This is a genomic window from Candidatus Poribacteria bacterium, from assembly GCA_021295715.1.
Classification (GTDB): domain Bacteria; phylum Poribacteria; class WGA-4E; order WGA-4E; family WGA-3G; genus WGA-3G.
This window is the reverse complement of sequence record JAGWBV010000014.1, coordinates 13,640-35,763: the sequence shown is the minus strand read 5'-3', so window position 1 is coordinate 35,763 and position 22,124 is coordinate 13,640. Positions and strand designations below refer to the sequence as shown.

The following is a 22,124-nucleotide window of genomic DNA, read 5'->3' as shown; positions in this document are numbered from 1 at the left end:
TAGCCAGAAATCACACACGAACTGCATACCACAAGGAAACGCGTGGTATGGTGGAACCCACAAAGTCAGCCTCGAAAGACTGACGCTTTATCACTACCGAGTGTCCTCACACTGTCAGGGTTCGTCTCACTCGTATATGAACCCTTCCAGCCGAACCGACGTGGTTTTTGTCAGGTGTGCTTGGTTTTTACACAACACGACTGAATACGGCAGAGAGGACTTGAACCTCTCAAAACGCCTCCGAATGCCGTAACATAGAAATACCAAAGAAAGCACAGAAAAAGCCCTATTTAGAAACGACTCCTTTTTTATCAGCAGTCAGGTCGGATTTTTTTCAAAAAATCCTTTCAGCAATCAGCAAAGAGGTGTTTTTGCTTGAGTGTTTCCCTCGTTAAACAATAACATCTTCTGCCGATGGCTGATGGCTGATCGCTATTTTGTCTTACGCATTCTGTTTATCAAAATTAAAGCGTTCGCGCTCGCCACGTCCGCGGAGTGGATAATCCTTTCGCAGCGGGTGTCCTTCAAAATCGTCCGGCATCAAGATCCGGTGAAGGTCAGGATGTCCCTCAAAATTGATACCGAACATATCATAAGTTTCACGCTCCAACCAGTTCGCACCTTTCCACAATGGAGCAACAGATGGAATATTCAGGTCATTTTCATGGACAGGCACCTTTACTCGGAGGCGGCACTGTCCCTGATAGGAATAGAGCTGATAGACGACCATAAACCTCGCATAGTCAAACTGCATCAATTCGGATTCCATCTGAGAATTGTCGACTGCGGTAACATCAACGAGAAAGGAATAAGCGAGTTCAGCGTCAGTTTTCAGATACTCCAAAACAGCGTAAGCCTGTTCTTTCCGGACAACAACGACGGCAGTACCACGCATTTCGTCTTGCGCCAAAAGGGCATCTGCGTAGTGTTCCTCTAATTTTTCAAGGACGAGAGGTTTCGATTGTTCTTCGACTTCTTGCTCTTCATTCATAAACAACCTCGACTCCTTTAGGTGAGGCACCACTGGTGATTTTCTGCTGCACCTGTAGCACCGCATCAATGAGATCTTCGGGGCGTGGCGGACATCCGGGTATGTAGACATCTACAGGAATGAACTGATCAACGCCTTGGATGAGAGTATAGGTGTCAAACACACCGCCGCAGGAAGCGCATGCCCCCATAGAAATCACCCATTTCGGATCTGGCATCTGGTCATAGATACGTTTTAGCACAGGCATCATCTTGATGGAAATCCTGCCGGAAACGATGAGCAGATCAGATTGGCGGGGTGAAAAACGGATTGCTTCAGAACCGAATCGGGAGAGATCGAATTTGGAAGCCAAGGTCGCCATCATCTCAATTGCACAGCACGCTGTCCCGAACGGCATGGGCCATAACGAATTCTTGCGTCCCCAGTTAACAACCTTATCAATAGTCGTTGTGATGATATTCCCATCCGTCTGATCGGCACCTTGTCCAACAAAATCTAATCCCATGTTAAGCCTCCTTTCTTCCAAGCATAGATATAGCCAAGAAGAAGAATACCAATAAACACCAGCATTTCAACTAAAATAAATAAACCACTCGTTTCAGAGAATTTCTTGAAGACCACAGCCCACGGGTAGAGAAACACCACCTCGATATCGAAGATGATAAAGAGCATCGCGATGAGATCGAAACGAATCGTAAATCGTTGTCTCGCATCGCCGATTGGTTGGACACCAGATTCGTAAACGGAGAGTTTAACGCGATTCGGGCGTTTGGGTCCAAGAATATGGGTTAGGGCGAGATTAATACCCGCAAAGAGGACTGCGAAGAGTCCCAGTAGTAAGATTGGAAGATAATCTATTAACATTGTTTCTAATCTATTTGGTTTCCCTCACACATCTAAAATTTTGGCTTGAGAACTTTGCCAAAGTGAAAGGTTAATGCCGACTCAGACACACAATTTTCTAATATGATTAATAGTTTCTCATATTTCAAAAACATTGTCAAGTTTTTTTAGAAAAAAATGAAAATTGACGTATTTCCCTCAATCTGCTATTATATCTTCATGCCGAAATTCAATCTCAAACCCAATCATAAAGCAATCCGAGACTATTATACCACGCTGCAGCATTACAAACAACACACGATCACACACGAAGGGGCGGTTAGCTCGCCTTTTGATACGCTACTGCAAGCCTGCGCGCAGCAGGTAAACGCCACACTTGTTCCGCAATATTCCATGCACACGGTAGCGGGAAACCGCATCGTCATTGACGGTGTAATCCTCGACGAATACGGACTCCCCTTTGCCTACTGGGAAGCGAAAGATATAGAGGATAACCTCATCACACCAGAATCGGAAAATCAAGTCATTTGTGTTAGCCCTCCAGGGACAAAGTTATCCTTTCATGCCTTGATGATTGATGTAATTCCAGATCTCCATATTACAGGCGATTCTCAATGCTTCCCGTTCTACACCTACGACGAGGACGGCACGAACCGACAAGAGAACATCACCGATTGGGCATTGGCAGAATTCCGAACCCACTATGGCGACGACACCCTCACCAAGTGGGACATCTTCCACTATAATTACGGTCTCTTGCATCACCCCGCCTATCGCGAGAAATACGAGATGAACCTGAAGCGCGATTTGCCACATATCCCGTTCGCTGAAGACTTTTGGGGATTTGCCACCGCAGGCGAGGCGTTGGCAGACATCCACGTTAACTATGAATCCGTTCCGAAATATGATGAGTTGAAATATATTGAAACGCCGGGGATGCGGGTCGATTGGCGGGTCGAGAAAATGAAATTGTCGAAAGACAAGACGCAGTTGCAATACAACGATTTTTTGACGCTGGACGCCATCCCCGCGGAGGTACATGATTATCGGTTAGGCACGCGTTCGGCGTTGGAGTGGGTCGTGGACCAGTATCGCGTCAAGACGGACAAACGGACTGGGATCGTGAACGACCCGAATCGTGAAACCGAGCCGCGGTATATTGTGGATTTGATTGGGCGGGTTATTGATGTGAGTCTGCGGACGGTGGAGATTGTTGGGAATTTGCCGGAGCTTTGAGCCAGAAATGCGCAATGAATTGCGCGACTACGAACCACATCGGTTACAAGGATTATCGCGTCTCTAAATCCTCTAATCTTTTCATAATTTTGGACTTCAGTTCTTCGTCTTCCATCTTTTCCGCCAAATTTAATGCTGTCTGAAAATCTCGCTTGGCATCATCTGTGAGCCCTAACTTCGTCTTGGCATTCCCTCGGTTGTAGTAGGCATTTACAGGGTTTGGATTGAGACGGATAGCCGCATCATAGTCAAGGATAGCGGCTTTAGGATGCCCTAACTTAGATTTCGAGATCCCTCGATTGTTATAGGCATTTACATCGTTTGGATTGAGACGGATAGCGGCATCATAGTCGGAAATAGCCTCAAAGTAGTGTCCAATCTCGTCCTTCGCAATCCCTCGGTTGTTATAGGCATTTGCATTGTTTGGATTGAGACGGATAGATGCATTGTAGTCCGAAATAGCGGCTTCAGGATGCCCTAACTTAGATTTCGAGACCCCTCGATTGTAGTAGGCATTTGCAGCGTCAGGGTCGAGACGGATAGTAGCGTCATAATCCGAAATAGCCTCAAAGTAGTGTCCAATCTCGTCCTTGGCATTCCCTCGCTTAAAATAGGCATCAGCAAGGTTAGGGTTTAGGTCGAGTGCTTTATCATACGCCGAAATAGCAGCTTCATAATCTTTCTGATCGAGCAGCACATTACCTTTATTAAGGTAGCTCTCGGCAGGTTCGACATTGCCATTTGCATTGTTAATGCTTTCCATTAGACTTTCTCGCTTGTGGCATGAGAATCGGACTTTAAGTACTCTTCCAACTCTTTTCCTTCGGGGAACTTTGAGGGCACTGTTGGGGAGGGAGCAGTTTTGTCCTCACTTATCGGTGCGGGATTCGTAGCAGCAGCCGTGCTCTGATTAGGTTGAACAACTTGAGTAGAAGTGGTCTTATCGTCCTTGTTCCTTTTCCTCTTTTCATAAACAGAAAGCAACAAGGGACCGAAAATCCCTGCAAGGATTACATACTGCCAGCGAGTGTTATTTTTTGTGTCTCGCTCAATTCCTGCGATTCTTATTTGCATATCGACCACAGTTGTATTCAAGGCAGTTACACTCCCTTCGAGTTTCGTAATAGTTTCAGTCAAAGTTTTCATATTCCTGTTCAATTCTTCTACATTTTCGGCGAGTTTCGACACATCTATATCTTTGGTAACCGTTATAACGCCCGAATCCGATGGAGCTTGCCCATACGCAGCAGAGACAACAGAAAGAACACACAGAATTCCGATGAGTATAGCTCGCCTATTTCGCATGGTAAATCTCCGTTTTCGGTTAGTTAATAGGTTAGATTATTTTAGCATATTTTTCAAATAAAGAAAAAGCAAAATACAAACGACTGCTAAATCCGCAAAATCTGCGTTATCCGCGCTAATCTACTTCTCTGTTAAGACAGATCGTGGGACGTGCTCCAGCATTGGCACGGGATCCTGATGGCTAAAACCGCTTCAAGTTTCCCCACGTTGCCGCGAGTTTTCCTTGGGGCGTTACGGCTAACCGCCCCTTATTCGGAATAGTGTCGCCGGTGATAGTGATGTTATCAAAGCGCGCCGTATAGTTCGCTAGCCCAAAACCGATACCACCTGTCAGAAAATTAGCTTCCTGATCTCTAGCTTCCAATATCCGCTTACCATTAATCCAGAAGGTAAAGGTTGTACCATGAACGCTCAATTTCAGATGTGACCATGTTTCCAATGTTAACAACGGAGCGGCTTCGCTGTTGAGAACCACATATCTATTATCGTGAAAGTCACCGCTGAAACAGATAGCCTTTGATTCTGGATCTGGAAACTCCATGTCACCGATCATACATGTTATGATCCATGTCTTTTTCTTTCGTACCGCAATCGCTATGCTTCCTGGACCATGTTTTTTTATAGGTTTGACATCAAATTCGACGATGTAATCTTTCCATGCCTTATCCCCTATCGTAAGTAAACTCACCAAGGATGCCTGACTTATCCCCTGAAGTTGGCCATCAAGGACCTCCCAAGCAGCTTGAGCAGCATCAAGATTCACCATGGTAAGAGCCTGCCAATCTTGTAAATCTTTGTCATCAAATGTTTCCAAAAATGTTCCTGCCAAGACAGAAAAGGGAAGCAGAAAAAGTAGGACTATAATGGATGTGAGTTGCATCTCCAGTCTCCTTTATAGCAAAATCCACAATATACTGATACGTCCTATCGTATCACAAACTAATAGTTCATGCTACATTGTAATTTCAGGACGATGGACTCACGGTGATAGACGTTTCATCTCCCATGTTCCATCAGGCAGTAGCGTATAACAGAGCCGATCATGGAGGCGGTTTGGACACCCTTGCCAAAATTCAAACAGATTCGGCACGAGTCGGTATCCACCCCAATGCGCCGGACGCCGAATGGTATCCTGTGAATATGTCTGTTCTGCTTGCTGATACCCCTCCGTGAGATTTTCTCGCCCCGTAATTACAAGGCTTTGGCGTTCCGTCCACACGGCGAGTTGACTGCTGAGAGGTCGGGAGGCAAAGTAAGCATCTGATTCTTCAGCATTCATTTTTTCGACAGTGCCGCTGCTGCGGACCTGCCGATCAAGTTCACGCCAATAGAATACCAACGCAGCGTTCGGATTCTCCGCAAGTTCCTTTCCCTTTTGGCTCTCATAATCGGTGTAGAAACAGAAGCCTCTTGCATCAAAGCCTCTGAGAACCACCATTCGAGCAGATGGAATACCTTGTGGCGTTGCCGTTGCTAAGGTCATGGCATCTGGCAGATCGAGTTTGGCGGCAATCGCATCTGAGAACCATTTTTCAAATTGTTCAAACGGATCAGGAGAAGCATTCTCTTCAAGCAGGTGTCCATCATCTGCTCTATATTCTCTGCGTAGTTTATCAGTGTTCGTTTTTTTCATTATTTTTTCCAGAAATTCGGTGAAAAGAGGATAAGGACGGTATAAAGTTCTAAACGTCCGAGTAACATACAGAAGGATAGAACATATTTTCCAGCTGTATGAATATGCGCGTAGTTATCAGTTGGTCCCACACTGCCGAGACCAGGACCGATGTTTCCCATCGTAGCGATTGTCGCGCCAGCGGCACTCACAAGGTCAAGCCCCAAAGTTGCCATAATACACGTTACAATCGCAAAAATCCCGATAAAAAAGAAAAAGAAACCGAGAACATTTGTCATCACTTCGGGAGGGACGACTCGATCGTTAACGCGAATAGGCAGCACAGCGTGTGGGAAGAGGAGGCGTTTAATTTCGGCACCACTCTGTTTGATAAGGAGTAGGAATCGAACCTGCTTTATACCGCCACCAGTGGAACCGGCGCATCCGCCGTAGAACATAAGTGTTACAAGGATAAATTGGGACAGGGCGGGCCACTGTTCAAAGTCAGCAGTCCCATAGCCAGTAGTCGTGATGATAGACATGACCTGAAATGTAGAATAGCGTAGCGATGTCCACATGGAATCATACGGGATTTCCCCATCGACCTGAAATCTAATGGTATTCCATGAGATTAAGGTGATACTCACTGCGATAACGATACAATAGAATTTGAATTCTGTATCTTGGAAATAGGCTTTGACATCACCACGTAGGGCGCGGTAATGAAGAGCGAAATTAGTTCCGGCAAGAAACATAAAGACGCTGATAACCATATCGATATAAACACTATTGTAGTATCCAATGCTTTGGTTTTTCGTTGAAAATCCGCCTGTTGCCATCGTTCCAAAGGTATGGCAGAGGGCGTCAAAAAGCGACATTCCGCCGAGCATGAGTAGCACTGTTTCTAAAAGAGAGAGCAGGAGATAAACGCCCCAGAGAAGTTTAGCGGTTTGTGCAATACGGGGCGTGAGTCGATCGGTCTGCGGTCCCGGAGCCTCAGCGCGAAAAAGCTGCATACCCCCGATGCCGAGCATTGGAAGAATCGCGACGGCAAGCACAACAATTCCCATCCCACCGAGCCAGTGGGAAAGACTCCGCCAGAAAAGCACGGCGTGTGAAAGATGTTCAATTTCGGTGAGGACAGTTGCACCTGTAGTCGAGAATCCCGCCATAGATTCAAAATAACAGAAGGAAAACTCTACCCACGATGAGCGACCATCAACGTGAAACACATCCGCAAATATGTAGGGCAGTGAGCCGAACAGGGCAACTGTCACCCATCCCAAAGCAACGACTGCGAAACCTTCACGGATGCCGAGTTCTTCCTGTCGTGCGCGAATACTAAAACGGAGAGCCAAACCAACAATTAAGGTGAATATTGTCGAGATGACGAATGCCATCAAATTGCTCTCGGTTTCACCCGCATGGACCTGATAATAGATAGCCACTCCCAAAGGAAGCAGCATCGTTCCCGCGAGACAAATTAGCAGATTCCCAAGCGTATAGGCGATTAATTTAAGACTCATTTTAATAGTTATCGGTTATCAGTTGTGGGTTGGGAGGGCTTGATGTAACAATTTGCGGTTTATTGGAATACTCCGAACTGGGATAGATTTCACAAGAGCATCTCTTTACCGATAACTGACCGCTGACGACTGACAACCATTTAGTCTCTCCGCTCCTCGAACAGATCTTCAACAATCGGAATCGCACCGGGCATACTAAAGACAATAACGCGGTCTGCAGGTTGGATAACAGATTGACCGGTCGGGATAATGAGTTTTTCCCGTCGAATAACGGCACCGATAAATGCATTTTCCGGAAATTTTGTACTGAAAGAGGAGAGTTCCTTGTGGACAATCTTCGCGTTGACGCCAGCAACAATTTCAATGACTTCGGCATCTATACCGTGAAGCGAGGCAACAGAAATTATATTGCCACGACGGATGAGCCGCAGGATATTGCTAACAACTGTGAGATGTCGACTGACGGCACCATCAAGTCTTGGAATCCGTGCCAACAAGGGAAGATAACTTGGTCGTTGAACGAGCGCGAGGACACGCTGAGCACCGTTCTCTTTGGCAGTCATACATGCCATAATATCGTTTTCATCGTCCCCTGTAACGGAGACGAATCCGTTAACGCCCTCTATACCTGCCTCTTCAAGGAGTCTGAATTGAAGATAATCGCCTTGCAAAACGGTGGTGCGCTTTAGCATTTGGGATGCAAGTCGCGCTTGTGTTTGATCGGCTTCAATGAGTTTGACGTTGGTATCGTTTTCTTCAAGCGCACGGGCGAGTCCAATACCGATGGGACTCGCACCCACAATGATAACACGGTCCAGCTGCTGGTTAAATGTAATACCGCTAATGCGTAATAATTGCTCAACTGCCAACGCACTGCCGATAACAAAGACCTCGTCGCCTTGTCGCAAAGCATCAGCTCCCCTTGGAATGATAATGTGTCTGCTGCCGTTACTGATCGGGTTACCGTTATTGGGGTTTCCACGACGACTAATAGCAGCAAAACGAATATCAGCAAGCAGACCACTTGCATCCAGCTCTGCGAGCGGTTTTCCTATTAACGGGTTTGACTGTTTGGTCCGAAAGGAAACAAGCTGGACTCTTCCTTCTTCAAATTCAACAATCTCCCGTGCCTCAGGGATCTGCAAGAGTCGGACAAATTCAGCAACACAGCGCTGCTCTGGATTCACCAGAAGATCAATACCGAAATCTTTAGGCGTGAGTCCACTCTCCGTGGAGAAGTAGTCAGGATTTGAGACCCGCGCGATCTTTGTGTGGACACCGGATCTGCCGGCTATCTGACAAGCGAGTATATTAATCTCATCACTATTCGTAACGGCAATGATGAGATCCGCTTCGTCAATCCCAGCGGTTTTCAGGAGACGCGGGGATGCCCCGGATCCGTGCAGCGTTTGCAAGTCCAATTGTTCATTCACTCGGTCGCAGGCAGCCTCGGACTCATCAATGAGAACAACATCGTTAGCTTGGACAGTGAGAAGTTTGGCAATATGGAATCCAACCTCTCCTGCGCCTATAATTATCGCTTTCATTTTTTCATTTTACCTTGTGGAGGAACAAAGGACGTTTCAACTATCGAATGCGTCCCTTAAATCCGCTCTCCATTACATTGTGAGCTACGGGTCTTGATGCTATCTTAAGAAGTAAACTGTGTGAGACTAAGACCTCTTTACTGACTGCTAACCGCTAATCGCTAACTGCCAATTGTACCTTGCGGAGGAACAATGGACGTTTCAACTTTTTGGTACATAAATCCGATACTGGTTTAGTTTGCGTTTTAATATTCGTCAAGTGGTGGGCAGGCGCACATAAGATTCCTATCTCCGTAAACCTCATTGATACGTGCGACTGCTGGCCAGAATTTAGCCTCGCGGACCCAAGGTTTCGGAAACGCAGCGCTCTCACGGGAATAGGAGTGCCGCCACTCAGATTGTGTAACCATCTCTACAGTGTGCGGAGCGTTCTTCAACACATTGTCTACCCGATCAGCGACACCCGCCTCAATCTCCGCTATCTCTTCACGTATTGAGATGAGAGCGTCACAGAACCGTTCTAATTCCGCTCTCGATTCGCTTTCCGTCGGTTCAATCATCATCGTTCCCAGGACGGGCCAAGAGACAGTCGGTGCGTGGAATCCATAATCCATCAGTCGCTTTGCGACATCCGTCACATCTATATCAGCACTCTTCTTGAAGGTACGCAAATCAATGATACACTCATGAGCAACTAAGCCGTTCTTTCCAGTATAAAGGACAGGATAATGCGGGGCAAGCCGTTTGGCAATATAGTTAGCGTTCAAAATTGCAACTTCTGTCGCGGCTGTAAGTCCTTGCGTTCCCATCATCGCAATATATGCCCAAGAGATCGGCAAAATTCCCGGACTTCCCCACGGCGCAGCAGACACGGCACCAATTCCAGCATCACCACCGACAGAGACAAGTGGATGTGTCGGTAGAAAATCTGTCAGATGCGCTTTAACTCCAATGGGTCCCATCCCCGGTCCGCCGCCACCGTGTGGGATACAGAAAGTTTTGTGGAGGTTCAAATGGCATACATCCGCGCCAATATCTGCTGGCTGTCCGATGCCAACAAGGGCATTCAGATTCGCGCCGTCCATATAGATTTGTCCACCGGATTGATGGACAATATCGCAAATTTCTCGAATTTTCTCTTCAAAAACCCCGTGTGTTGAAGGATATGTAATCATGGCAGCAGCGAGATTTTCACGATGCTTGTCAGCTTTTAATTGGAGATCTTCGAGATCAATATTTCCATCCGTATCGCACGTGACAACGACAACTTGCATACCTGCCATCACTGCACTCGCGGGATTTGTGCCGTGAGCAGATGTTGGTATGAGACAGACATTCCGATGTGACGCTCCGTGACTCTGGTGGTATTTTCGTATGACTAACAGTCCAGCATATTCCCCTTGTGAACCCGCGTTCGGTTGCAATGAGATACCACTATAGCCGGTTATTTCAGCTAACCACGTCTCCAATTGTGAAAATAGTGTCTGATACCCCTCTGCTTGTTCTTGTGGTGCGAACGGGTGGAGTTCGCCAAATTCATTCCATGTTACCGGTACCATCTCTGCTGTTGCGTTGAGTTTCATCGTACAAGAACCGAGCGGTATCATAGCATTCACGAGGGAAAGATCTTTGGTTTGAAGCTTGTGGATATAGCGAAGCATCTCGGTTTCGGAATGGTAACTATTGAAAACAGGATGCGTAAGGTAGGAACTCTTCCGTTGCAAATCTATTGGAAGGACAGGCACAAGACCTGCCCCTACAGGAACGCTTTCCAAACTCGTCCGCGCACCAAATACCCGCAGGATTTCTTCGACATCAGCAGATGTTGTCGTTTCGTCTAAAGAGATACCGATATGTGTTGAATCAATTGCCCGCAGATTGATTTGTTTTGCACGTGCAGATTCGAGTAACGCCTCAACTGTTCCTGACGGAACACCAACGCAGAGGGTATCAAAACAGGGTGATTTCCCTGTTGCAAACCCAAGTTTGTCAAGTCCTGCCCGTAATGTGCAAGTGAGGGAGTGGACGCGTTCAGCGATCTGCTTAAGTCCTGTGGGTCCATGATAAACTGCATACATCCCCGCCATCACAGCGAGCAGAACCTGTGCGGTGCAAATGTTACTCGTCGCTTTTTCGCGTCGGATATGCTGCTCCCGCGTTTGGAGTGCCAAGCGGATAGCCGGTTTGCCGGTCGCATCTTGAGAAACACCCGCAATCCGTCCGGGGATACTCCGTTTAAGCTCTTCATGTGTGGAAAGAAAGGCTGCGTGGGGACCGCCATATCCGAGCGGCACACCAAACCGTTGTGCGCTACCGATAGCGATGTCAGCACCAAACTCACTGGGAGGACGTAAGAGCGTTAGTGCCAACAGGTCCGTCGCAGTAACGAATAAACCGCCAGCGGCATGCACTTGTTCAGCAAACTCACTGTAATCGTAGATAGCACCATCTGTGGCGGGATATTGCACGATAGCGCCTAAGATCGGTGTGTCAAAATTGACATCACGATGGTCCCCGATTTGTAATTCAATGCCGAGGGGTTCAGCGCGGGTTTGTAGAACAGCGATTGTTTGTGGATGACAGGTTTCTGACACAAAAAAGTTTCGACTGATCTTTTTCGGTGCATTTGCCACGCACATTCCCATCGCCTCAGCCGCGGCAGTTGCTTCGTCCAGAAGAGAAGCATTCGCGACCGGTAAACCGGTTAAATCAATCACCATTGTTTGGAAGTTAAGCAGTGCCTCCAAACGTCCCTGTGAAATCTCGGCTTGATAGGGTGTGTATTGGGTATACCAACCCGGGTTTTCCAGAATATTTCGCTGGATGACTGGTGGAACAAAGCAATTATAGTACCCCATTCCAATAAAAGAGCGAAAGACCTGGTTTTGAGAAGCGAGTTTCTTTAGTGCAACAAGCACCTCCGACTCTGAAAACCCAGAGACATCTCCATCTAAACTGAAAGAGGAAGATAAACGAACGTCCGCCGGCACAACATCTTCGATGAAATCAGTCATTGAAGAATAACCGAGCGTTGACAACATCAATTCAATATCTTCTGAACGAGGACCGATGTGTCGATCTGTGAAAGATCTTCCGTTTTTCTGTTTTTTATCCATGTTCCGCCTCAATATGTGCCTGATAACTATCAGCATCAAGAAGCGCGTCAAGTTCGCTGGCGTCAGTCATCCTGATTTTGAGAAACCATCCTTCATCATAAGGGGATTCATTGACCTGTTCTGGCGCATCAAGGAGGGATTCGTTTACCTCAATAACTTCCCCACTGACAGGGGCATAGAGGTCAAATGCGGCTTTGACAGATTCTATCACGCCAAATTCCGTTTTCTGTGTGAGTTCAGTGCCAGCTTCAGGCAATTCAACATAGACGATATCCTGAATTTCCGATTGCGCATAATCGCTGATACCGATAGTAGCAATGTCGTCCTGCTGTCTAACCCACTCATGGCTTTCCATATATCTTAAATTTTGTGGAATCATATTATGTTCTCTATTGTATGTTTATAAAAAAATTACGTTCCCATTGAAACAAAAGGCACCTCCACAATCTTAGCGGGGTGCAGTTTACCACGAATTTCCACATCAATTTTTTCATTTTCAGATCCAGCTCGCAATTCGATAGCGGCGAAACCGATACTACATTTGAGACTCGGCGAAGGAGCACCGCTGGTCACGCAACCTATGCGTTCATCGCCTTGATAAATAGTATAGCCAGCACGCGCCACAGCACGATCAAGCATTTGAAATCCAATGAGTTGTTTCGTGATGCCCTTCCTTTTCTGTGCAAGGAGTGCACTCTTGCCGATACATTGTCGGTTCTTAAGTCTCACGAATCGACCCAGTCCAACCTCAAACGGATTCGTGTTGTCGTTCATATCCATGCCGTAGAGACGAAGTCCGGCTTCAAGACGCAATGTGTCGCGCGCACCAAGCCCAACGGGTTGACCGCCTACCGCGATGACCACAGGATACAGAGCATCCCACAAGCGCTCGGCGTCCGCTGCAGGAACATATAACTCAAAGCCAACTTCCCCTGTATAACCTGTCCGTGAAATGACGGTAGGGATGCCCGCAACTTCACCGAGCACAAACCGAAAATACGGAATCTCGGAGACATCTCGTTCAGGAACGAAAGAATTCAGAAGGTCTATTGCCTGTGGACCTTGTAGCGCAATGAGAGCCGTATCCTGAGATATGTCTTTTACTTCTGTGCCTGTATCATTATAGGTCTCCACCCACGCCAGATCTTTTTCAATATTGGCGGCGTTGACCACAAGCATATAACAGTTATCAGCATGTCGGTAAACGAGTAAATCGTCAACGATTCCACCTGTTTCATTGCAGAATAGGGTGTACAACACACGCCCGTTGCTTAAACGACTCACATCGTTTGTGCTGAGTTTCTGCACCAATTCGTTCGCGCCTTGTCCAGAAACTTCAATCTCTCCCATATGCGAGAGGTCAAACAAACCGACGATGCTCCGGACAGCCAAATGTTCCTTAACAATGCTGCTATACTGGAGAGGCATCTCCCAAGAGCCGAATTCAGTGAATTTCGCATTGAGACCTTTGTGAACCTCATAAAGGGGCGTTCGTTTCATTTTTTTTAAAGTCCATAGATACGAGCGAGATTTCCACCGAAAATCTGTGCTTCAGCATCATCGCCGAGTTCCAAACGCTTCAGGGCGTTGATAACCTGAATGGGACGGTACTCAGGCAAATTAGAACCGAAGACTATCTGTTCAGGTCCAAGCGCATCAACTGCGTCTTTTACTTCCGTTGGAACAACCGCGTCTGGATCCGTTCCCCACCGCCGATGAAAGCGTAAGATAGTCGTCCCCAACGATATATTTTTGTTCGCTTTTGCGACAGTGATGGCAGAATCTAAATCGTCCGGAAATCCCATGTGATCCATGATAACTGGGGTTTCTGGCACCCAACTTGCCACAGTTCCGATCCGGTTGGGATGGCAATTGTTGGGTCCGGAATGAATTGAGACAATAAGTCCGTAATCACGGGCAGCTTCAACGATAGGACGCACCATTTCATCATCCACGTTGTAGTTGTGAACTGCAGGCATCAGTTTGATGCCGCGCATTCCCCATGCCTCGGCTGCCAACTTAACCTGCTCAACGGGTTCTGGTTCCGTTGGATGCACGAGTGCACAGCCGAGTGCACGCGAATTACCGCGGATTGCCTCGGCAAGTTCACTATTTTGGGGAAGGGGTTGGGTATTCGGCATTATAACCGCAACATCCATGTCGGCTTCATCTTCTAATGCCAACAGTGATGCTAAATTCAGGTTTCCATCTTCATCACGAAATGAATCGTTGAGATACGCTTCAAAATCTCCTCGCATGAGAAACTCCTATTTTTAATTTTCCTTGCGGAGAAACGACGTGAGTTAAAACTTTAGGGAATTAAAGGTTCGTTCACAAGGATCGGTCCAGTTGTGCCAACTTCAAGAGGCAGAGCCTTCTCCATCACAGAATCTTGGTAAGCAGTATAGGCAGATTCTGCCACTGAAGCGTCGGGAAAACGGATGATAAAAACGATCTGTGCCTCCATCCAATTTTTTAAATCTGGATTATCCTGATAACGAGCAGATACGCCGACGGCTGTATCACTCAGTTCTGGCACATTGACGGGCAACGTGTTGTAAATTTGACGCAGTGCCCAATTCGATCGGAATAACTTGACGCTTCCACTCATCTTATTGCTTGGAAGTAAAGTAAGCATTGGTGATTCTGAAGCAGGTTCTTTAATCCGTGAGGCGATATTTTTGGCGAGTAGAATCATCGCTTCACGAATACCCGTCGCGAATTCGTAGCCTTCGATCTGAATAAAATATTTCCCTTTTGAGAACCGGAGATACCCGCCCGAAAGGATCGCCTTGCTGCCCACCCATTCAAATTTTACTTGCGGATAGATGTGAAAGTTATAAATCCCAAATGCATTTTCAGGTGTGTCCATATCGAAAATTTCGAGCAAAATCAAAGGCTTTGAACCGAATCGAGGCGTTTGGTACTCCACCTCCGCCTGCCGCTGGAAACCGTAAGCGTAGAACAAATCCGGTTCCGCGGCTCTATACCGATAAAGGGTTTTGCCTTCGTTGGTTGATGGTGCGCGCGACTGTACCCAATCCAATATTTCACCATCGCTCGGTAAGAGAAGTTCAGGCGAAGTATCTGTTTTCCCAACGTCTCGCACCTTTCGCGATTCTGTCGGCTGTATCGATGTGCTCCGAATGTTTTCAAAAACCTCCTGCATCGCCTGTTCCGCTCTCTTCAAGGTCGTGCTGTGCCAGACCCCGTAAATATACGCACCCTCCTGTTGAACAGCCGTCCAATTTCCGTGCTCTTCACCGCACGAGATCAGCACCAAACTGCAAAAAAAAGCCAAGCAAAGTGAAAAACGATGAAGTCTTTGAGAAGGGAATTCTGTTTTATGTTTCATGGGACGAGGACTCCAGCACTCAGCTCTGCTACTACCACTGCTCAGCCAACTGATTGTAAAGGTCCTCAATCAACTCTTCTACAATAAGCCTTCTGGCTTCTTCACCGGATTCCATCGGTTCAGCCCGATTTGGGACAATATAGAAATCGTGAACTTGGAGGTAGTTATCACTTTCGTCAATAATTTGACCCCGGATCCTATCTATAAATTGATACTCTATCTGAAGCGTCATCCGCACGAGTTCGACCTCGCCGTTAGGTCCGAATCCGTGCTCCTTTACATTGTAATCCTGTATCCGCATCGTAAATTCGGCATCGTTTCCGTCTCGCCATTTACGGTTGAAGCGTTGGGTGAGTTTCTCATGGATGACTTCATCATTAGGGCGCTGTGAGGCGTTATCATAAGCAAAATCAGCATCCAGGATTTCAATAGGTGTAATACGAATGGTTGAAATGTGTTCCAGATACTCTGATTTGGAAACATAACCGCACCCAGAAATCAAAATTAACAAAATCGGTAATCCTACTAAGATGAACAACGTTTTAGACATTTTTCTCTCCCGAATTTTGTCGGAAAACGCGATCCGACGGGTGTCCTAAAGTTAGTTTCGTGCCTCCGAATCGCCCAATTTTTGTCTGTTCCGTTTAAAACATTAGCCCCTTTATTAAGACAGGTCGCTGAAAATTTACTGGGGCAGCTCTCGGTCGTGGTGCTGTCTGTTTTCCACCATAAAACACAGATTTGACAGTATCAACAACGTACCGTTTATAAGTCGGCGACAATAGCACAACAAAGACAAGAACAAGGAGTATTAGAACAACGGCTAAAAGATAGGTGAGCCATCTCTGATCGAGTAAATCGCCTTTATCAAAAGCGTGTTTCGTTAGATTCCGTCGTGATCTCATCGGTTTATCCTCATTTCGGTGGTGTGTTTTACTTCGTCTATACGGGCGGCTGTATCGTTTTTGCCTAAAGATCAGATCGCTTTATAATGTTCATATTATAGCATAAGTGCGGGGAACATGCAAAATATTTAATCCGATTTGACTACAAGATCAATTACCGAAAGCCAATGGTATTGGGGCTTAAATATAAAAATAGGGTAAAGGAACTGCCCTTCACCCTACTTCGATTTCTATGTGAGTTGGTTGTTACAATGCGTTTTGTACTACCGAGAACGCCCTTTGGGAATGCGCGGTGAGCGTTGATTCCGGAAATCGCGAGAATTGTCACGTTGATCATAGCGATTCCCGCGCCGTTCGCGTGAGTCATTAGAACGTCTGTCACGGTAATCACGATTATCACGATTATCACGATTATCACGATTATCACGGTTATCACGATTATCACGGTAGTTAGAGCGCCCACCGGAGTCTCGGGATTCTCTGGAAGCATTCCAATCGGATCCGACCTCGCCGCGATCGTCATCTGATCCAATATTCAGTTCCGCAACAGGGACACCACCTGCGGCAACAAGTGTCAGATCTACGCGATCCTGGTCGTCAATCGTGAGAATGCGAACGGTAACCTCGTCACCAACCTGCATAACATCCTCTGCGCGACGGACATATCCGTCTCCCATCTGTGAAATATGAACAAGTCCATCTTTACCGGGCAGGATTTCAACAAACGCTCCAAAGGGTGCCGTGCGGACCACCTTACCGGTGTATTCCTTGCCAATCTCAGGCATAGCGGTGATTGCCCGAATCTTCTCTTCTGCACGTTTCACATCTTCTGCGCTTGTCGCAGCAACTTCGACAGTCCCATCATCTTCGATATTGATGGTCGTGTTTGTTTCTTCTTGGATGCCCTGCACAGTTTTACCACGCGGACCAATGAGATCTTTGATCTTCTGCTGCGCAATTTGGAGAGAATAAATGCGAGGGGCGTAGGGGGACAACTCCGCACGCGGTTCAGCTATGACAGCATTCATCTGTTCGATGACTGAAAGACGCGCCTCTCTTGCCTGATGAATTGCCCGACGCATCAACTCAGGCGTAACACCCTCAATCTTGATGTCCATCTGTATAGCCGTGACACCTTCACTGGTTCCGGCTACTTTGAAGTCCATATCGCCGAGAAAGTCTTCAGTTCCGAGCATATCGGTAAGGATGGCTTCCTGTTCACCTTCCTTGATAAGACCGACACCGATCCCCGCAACGGGTCTTTTAAGTGGGACACCTGCATCTAACAGTGCGAGTGTTGCACCGCAGACAGTTGCCATTGAAGATGAGGCGTTAGATTCCAAAATCTCAGAGACGATTCGAATGGTATAATGAAAATCTTCTTTATCCGGGATGACCGGTTCCAGTGCCTTTTGCGCGAGTGCCCCGTGTCCGATTTCGCGGCGCCCGGGTCCCATCATGCGTTTGACTTCCCCCGTACTGAAGGGTGGGAAGTTATAATGTAAAAAGAAGGAGCGTCTTACTTCGCCATCAAGACCGCGTTGTACATCTTCATCACCGGATGTACCGAGTGTTGTTACACAGAGTGCCTGTGTTTGCCCTCTGCTAAACAAAGCGGAGCCGTGAGTGTGTGGAAGTAATGCCACTTCTCCTGAAATCGGGCGAATGTCGGTTACACCTCGACCATCAACACGTTTCCCCTGCGTAAGAATCGCTTCACGCATCTCTTCTTTTTCGATTTCACTTAAGATGGTGATGGTATCTTTTGTTGCATTCGGATCGACTTCCTCTGGTGTATCCTCAAGAATTTCTGAGAGTACTTCTGTCTGCACCTGTTCGAGGTAATCCTCACGCGACTTCTTGTCTGACATCCCGATCGATTCCCGAATACGGGTCGTCGCGAGATCTCGAACACGACTACTCAGGTCAGACTTGACACTTTTAGAGGCATAGTCGCGTTTTGTGTTACTACAACCCGCAGCTAACCCCTCTTGAAGTTTGATGATTTCTTGTATCTGCGTGTGGGCGGTGATAATTGTTTCAATGACTTCATCTTCAGGGATTTCATGTCCACCACCTTCGACAGACATAACGGCATCCGCTTTGCCACTGACGAACAATTCTATACTTGAGGCGTGCAACTCTTCGTAAGTCGGGTTGATGATTACCCGGTCTTCAACTTTTCCGACGGTGACAGCAGCAACGGGTCCATTAAAGGGGATATCGGAAATCGACAATGCCGCAGAGGTTCCGATAAGAGCAGGAACATCTGCTGGATGAATACCATCCGATGAAAACACGTTACATAAAACTTGTACTTCAGCTTTAAAGTCCTTTGGAAAGAGAGGGCGAATGCAGTGGTCAATTAAACGAGCGACCAACTGTTCTGATGTTCCTGGACGTGGTTCGCGCCTACCGTAAACTGTCGGTATCCTTCCAGTGGCGTATGCCCTTTCACGGTAATCTACGGTTAAAGGAAAGAAATCGAGGTCATGTTCAGCATCATCGGCTACCACCGTGACTAAAACAACCGTTCCACCGTATTGCACCCAAACGGCACCATCTGCCTGTTTCGCAACTTTTCCGGTTTCAATTGATAACTTTTCGCTCCCAAGTTGCATTTCAACTTTCATTCTATATACTACTCCTGTATTTCCTATTTATTTCGTCGTGTCACCAAGTATAGACTGTAAAAAGCGGTTAAGAACAGCCGTCACCGGAAAAGTCTCGTCGATTTGCAAGCAATGTGTCTAATCTTTAAACATCATACAATACCGCTCTGACAATTCCTACGACATGTATCGCAAGATAAGACTGGTGTGGGCCCGCTTGGCACCGAGACGACAAACTCGCTCGGTACCCGTATAAAATCTAACTCCTCCTCGATCCGATAGTGTCACGAATTCCAAGCTCATTAATTAAACGGTAATAGCGTGTTGCGTCTTTCTTGTAAAGATACCGTAACAAGCGGCGCTGCTTGCCAACCAATCGGAAAAGCCCATGGCGCGAGTGATAGTCTTTTCGGTGGGTCTGAAAATGCGTAGTCAACTGTTTAATACGCGCATTCAAAATTGCCACTTGAGTCTCCGGGGAACCAGTGTCTTGTTGATGGGTCTGGTACTTTTGGATTAATTCCTTCTTCTCTGCTGCATCAATTGCCAATTACGTCACCTCCTTTGGGTGGAACAACTCACTTTTGTTATAGCAAGTTTACGAAACTTGCTAAATCCAAGGCGAGATATCTCGTAAAGGTAATACGACGAGACATCCGGGCTTGATAAAACATTATCTATGGATGAAAACTAAGTCGCATTCGGGAGATCGTTCCCTTCTCTACCTATATTTGATACATATATAATATCACAAATCAACGCAAAATTCAAATTAAACTCATCATCCTTTGGTGACACCTACGTTTAAAGAGCATCACCTACGAGGAAGTCGGCGACGCGAGAATTTCCGTCGCTGCTGCGATGTCGCGGTGTATCTGTTGAATCAGAAATTCTGGACGTGCGAATTTCTTTTCACTTCTAATCTTCTCCACGAAGAATATTTCTACGCATTTACCGTAGATAATTTCATCAAAATTGAAGAAGTGTCCCTCCACCTGAATATTTACACCGTTAAACGTAGGACGCATGCCGATATTCAATACCCCGTCCAACCACCGTTCCTCTAACTTTGCCCGGATAGCATAAACACCATTAGGCGGATAGACTTGATTCTGGGTCTCTATATTCGCAGTAGGAAACCCAATTTCCCTGCCACGTCCCTCACCATGAACGACAGTGCCGATCAAGGAATAGGGGCGTCCCAATAACTCGGAACTCTGCTGAAGATCACCTTGTGCGAGTGCTTCTCGGATCCGAGTGCTATGGACGGGAGCTCCATCGACTTCTGTCGGAGGCACGATAGAAACATCAAATGCATATTCCTTGCTAAGTTCCACCAATCGTTCTGCATTGCCGCCCCGATTTTTTCCAAATTGGCACGCATATCCAACAACGATGTGTTTTGCTCGACATTTATCTAAAAGCACGCGCGCTACAAAGGATTCAGGAGACATTGATGCAATCTGGGCATCAAAACTGAGCATGACGATCTCATCAACACCAAATTGGTGAAGTATTTCGACACGCTTGGAGAGGGGGGTCAGGATAGCGGGGCACCGCTCTGGAGCCAGGAAGGCAAGTGGGTGTGGGTAGAAACCAACCAATACACTCGTAAGGTTATCATGCGCAGCGCGTTTAAGAAGGGCATTAATAACGGCTTGGTGTCCAAGATGGATTCCATCAAACACACCGAAAGTGACAGCCGTCTCTCTGTCAAATTCAACTATATCCGTCAGATTATAAGATGTGATTGCGACCTGTGAATCGCTCCCACTACCGGCATTTTCCACGTTGCTCAATCCTTCTGGCAATCACCATATCTCAGATGATTTGGATCAATGTAGCGTTGTGAAGCTTGAACAAGGGTGGCAATGGCTAATGGGTAGGGCATGGCAATCCGGCATCCTGCGGCGCGGGCGTGTCCGCCACCTTGAAACTCTGCGGCAAGTTGACTCACATCAACGTATTCCTGGCTTCGCAGGCTCACTTTTGTACTTCGATTCGTCATCTCAGACACACAGAGTGCCACCTCAACACCCGCAATGGCTTGGATCTGATTCACAACACCCTCCACCGCATCAGCAGCCGTTCCAGTTTTGCGAAACATTGCTTGTGTTGCATACACCGATGCTATCTTTCCATCATCTGTTATTTGCAACGTACTGAGGACCTCACTCAACAGGTGCATTTTAGCAACAGGGACCTGTTCATAGACATTCCGATAGACTTCATCCGGAGTGAAGCCGCCAATCCCAATTAATTCTGCGGCAATTTGATGGGTCTCGGCTGTGGTATTACTATGTCGAAAACAGCCGGTATCAAACATCAACCCTGTGTAGAGACAAAGCGCACACGCTTCGCATATCGGGAGTTGATGGTGTTTAATGAGTTTGTAAACGATCTCTGAAGTGGAAGAAGCTGTAGGGACAATGAGGTTAATGTCGCCGAATGCCTCTGCAGTGGCGTGATGGTCAATGTTAATGAGGTTGTGTATAGGATACAAGGATCGGGAAAGTCCCTTTCCAATTCGCTCCAGGGTACTTGCGTCTAACACAATCAACACTTCAGGACGATATGTTCCAACGGAATGCGTGTTCTCAATGCTATCCCAAAACGGGAGGAATCGGTAGTTAGGTGGGACGACATCCGAGTTAAATATCTTTACGGATTTACCCAATTTTCTAAGGAAAAGGTAAAGTCCCAATTCGGAACCGATTGCATCACCATCGGGATTAATGTGCGTTGAAAGCGCGAAGGTATGGTATTGGTCAAATAAGGTAAGGAGTGCTTGGTATTCGTGTGTATTATCCATCTGTAGGGTGTTCATGAAGCATCGCTGCGTTTCTTATCTAACTTCGGTGTCAAAACCCAATCCTTTAGGTTTGGGATGTTTAGGAAAATCGGGGGTTTCGTTGGGTTTCCTTCGGTCGGTTCTCCAACGAAACCGTTACCATCTGCCACTTCGTTGCAGATGCCTGATTTTCCTACGACACCGCCCTCTTGGAAAGGACCAAAACGTTCATTTTTTCCTTGACATTCAGTCTAAAATGTGGTTTAATAGGAGTGTATTCGGCAT

At 46.8% G+C, this 22,124-nt stretch carries 22 protein-coding genes; 1 reads left to right on the top strand and 21 read right to left on the bottom strand.

Going from position 1 to position 22,124, the window contains the following annotated elements; genetic code table 11:
- Positions 1 to 442 precede the first annotated feature (442 nt).
- The 3 genes from J4G07_06210 to J4G07_06200 are packed head-to-tail and all read right to left on the bottom strand — an operon-like array spanning position 443 to position 1,855.
- The gene (locus J4G07_06210; GenBank protein MCE2413581.1) at positions 443 to 991 is read right to left on the bottom strand and encodes an NADH-quinone oxidoreductase subunit C; all 549 of its coding nucleotides are present in this window, start codon (positions 989 to 991) and stop codon (positions 443 to 445) included.
- Positions 984 to 1,496, bottom strand: a complete 513-nt coding sequence (locus tag J4G07_06205) for an NADH-quinone oxidoreductase subunit B (protein ID MCE2413580.1) — start codon at positions 1,494 to 1,496, stop codon at positions 984 to 986. The genes J4G07_06210 and J4G07_06205 overlap by 8 nt, the downstream gene beginning before the upstream one ends.
- Positions 1,487 to 1,855, bottom strand: coding sequence for an NADH-quinone oxidoreductase subunit A (locus tag J4G07_06200; protein MCE2413579.1), 369 nt, complete (start codon positions 1,853 to 1,855; stop codon positions 1,487 to 1,489). The genes J4G07_06205 and J4G07_06200 overlap by 10 nt, the downstream gene beginning before the upstream one ends.
- A 156-nt stretch (positions 1,856 to 2,011) precedes the next feature.
- On the opposite strand from J4G07_06200, the gene J4G07_06195 reads away from it, so the two are divergent.
- A complete protein-coding gene (locus J4G07_06195; protein ID MCE2413578.1) occupies positions 2,012 to 3,070 on the top strand; it encodes a hypothetical protein in 1,059 nt (352 codons plus the stop codon).
- A gap of 52 nt (positions 3,071 to 3,122) precedes the next feature.
- Here J4G07_06195 and J4G07_06190 read toward each other — a convergent pair whose 3' ends face one another.
- The 18 genes from J4G07_06190 to J4G07_06105 all read right to left on the bottom strand — a co-directional run bounded on the left by J4G07_06190 (position 3,123) and on the right by J4G07_06105 (position 22,009).
- Entirely contained in the window at positions 3,123 to 3,833 is a 711-nt protein-coding gene (locus J4G07_06190) for a tetratricopeptide repeat protein (protein MCE2413577.1), read from the bottom strand.
- The gene (locus tag J4G07_06185; GenBank protein MCE2413576.1) at positions 3,833 to 4,375 is read right to left on the bottom strand and encodes a hypothetical protein; all 543 of its coding nucleotides are present in this window, start codon (positions 4,373 to 4,375) and stop codon (positions 3,833 to 3,835) included. Before J4G07_06185 ends, J4G07_06190 begins: the two co-directional genes overlap by 1 nt.
- A 181-nt stretch (positions 4,376 to 4,556) precedes the next feature.
- The gene (locus J4G07_06180) at positions 4,557 to 5,255 is read right to left on the bottom strand and encodes a DUF1080 domain-containing protein (GenBank protein MCE2413575.1); all 699 of its coding nucleotides are present in this window, start codon (positions 5,253 to 5,255) and stop codon (positions 4,557 to 4,559) included.
- A gap of 99 nt (positions 5,256 to 5,354) precedes the next feature.
- Entirely contained in the window at positions 5,355 to 6,008 is a 654-nt protein-coding gene (gene pdxH / locus J4G07_06175) for a pyridoxamine 5'-phosphate oxidase (GenBank protein MCE2413574.1), read from the bottom strand.
- Positions 6,008 to 7,513 carry a TrkH family potassium uptake protein gene (locus J4G07_06170; protein ID MCE2413573.1) on the bottom strand — a complete coding sequence of 502 codons (1,506 nt, stop codon included), beginning with the start codon at positions 7,511 to 7,513 and terminating at the stop codon, positions 6,008 to 6,010. Before J4G07_06170 ends, pdxH begins: the two co-directional genes overlap by 1 nt.
- Positions 7,514 to 7,653: 140 nt before the next feature.
- Positions 7,654 to 9,060, bottom strand: coding sequence for a Trk system potassium transporter TrkA (gene trkA / locus J4G07_06165; protein ID MCE2413572.1), 1,407 nt, complete (start codon positions 9,058 to 9,060; stop codon positions 7,654 to 7,656).
- A 245-nt stretch (positions 9,061 to 9,305) separates the two neighbouring features.
- On the bottom strand, positions 9,306 to 12,176 hold the full coding sequence (gene gcvP, locus J4G07_06160; GenBank protein MCE2413571.1) for an aminomethyl-transferring glycine dehydrogenase: 2,871 nt from the start codon (positions 12,174 to 12,176) through the stop codon (positions 9,306 to 9,308).
- The gene (gene gcvH / locus J4G07_06155) at positions 12,169 to 12,555 is read right to left on the bottom strand and encodes a glycine cleavage system protein GcvH (protein MCE2413570.1); all 387 of its coding nucleotides are present in this window, start codon (positions 12,553 to 12,555) and stop codon (positions 12,169 to 12,171) included. The genes gcvP and gcvH overlap by 8 nt, the downstream gene beginning before the upstream one ends.
- Before the next feature lie 32 nt (positions 12,556 to 12,587).
- Entirely contained in the window at positions 12,588 to 13,676 is a 1,089-nt protein-coding gene (gene gcvT, locus J4G07_06150; protein ID MCE2413569.1) for a glycine cleavage system aminomethyltransferase GcvT, read from the bottom strand.
- A gap of 5 nt (positions 13,677 to 13,681) precedes the next feature.
- Positions 13,682 to 14,434: an amidohydrolase gene (locus tag J4G07_06145; GenBank protein MCE2413568.1), complete on the bottom strand. Its 753-nt coding sequence runs from the start codon at positions 14,432 to 14,434 to the stop codon at positions 13,682 to 13,684.
- Positions 14,435 to 14,487: 53 nt separating this feature from the next.
- A complete protein-coding gene (locus J4G07_06140; protein ID MCE2413567.1) occupies positions 14,488 to 15,531 on the bottom strand; it encodes a hypothetical protein in 1,044 nt (347 codons plus the stop codon).
- Positions 15,532 to 15,562: 31 nt separating this feature from the next.
- Positions 15,563 to 16,081, bottom strand: coding sequence for a hypothetical protein (locus tag J4G07_06135; protein ID MCE2413566.1), 519 nt, complete (start codon positions 16,079 to 16,081; stop codon positions 15,563 to 15,565).
- A 94-nt stretch (positions 16,082 to 16,175) separates the two neighbouring features.
- Positions 16,176 to 16,436 (bottom strand): hypothetical protein, encoded by a 261-nt coding sequence (locus J4G07_06130; protein ID MCE2413565.1) that lies wholly within the window; start codon positions 16,434 to 16,436, stop codon positions 16,176 to 16,178.
- Between the two features lie 263 nt (positions 16,437 to 16,699).
- The gene (pnp, locus tag J4G07_06125) at positions 16,700 to 19,069 is read right to left on the bottom strand and encodes a polyribonucleotide nucleotidyltransferase (protein ID MCE2413564.1); all 2,370 of its coding nucleotides are present in this window, start codon (positions 19,067 to 19,069) and stop codon (positions 16,700 to 16,702) included.
- Between the two features lie 238 nt (positions 19,070 to 19,307).
- Positions 19,308 to 19,598, bottom strand: coding sequence for a 30S ribosomal protein S15 (gene rpsO / locus J4G07_06120; protein MCE2413563.1), 291 nt, complete (start codon positions 19,596 to 19,598; stop codon positions 19,308 to 19,310).
- A gap of 268 nt (positions 19,599 to 19,866) precedes the next feature.
- The gene (locus J4G07_06115; GenBank protein ID MCE2413562.1) at positions 19,867 to 20,859 is read right to left on the bottom strand and encodes a bifunctional riboflavin kinase/FAD synthetase; all 993 of its coding nucleotides are present in this window, start codon (positions 20,857 to 20,859) and stop codon (positions 19,867 to 19,869) included.
- Positions 20,844 to 21,860, bottom strand: a complete 1,017-nt coding sequence (locus J4G07_06110; GenBank protein ID MCE2413561.1) for a bifunctional oligoribonuclease/PAP phosphatase NrnA — start codon at positions 21,858 to 21,860, stop codon at positions 20,844 to 20,846. Before J4G07_06110 ends, J4G07_06115 begins: the two co-directional genes overlap by 16 nt.
- A gap of 11 nt (positions 21,861 to 21,871) precedes the next feature.
- A complete protein-coding gene (locus tag J4G07_06105; protein MCE2413560.1) occupies positions 21,872 to 22,009 on the bottom strand; it encodes a hypothetical protein in 138 nt (45 codons plus the stop codon).
- Positions 22,010 to 22,124 lie beyond the last annotated feature (115 nt).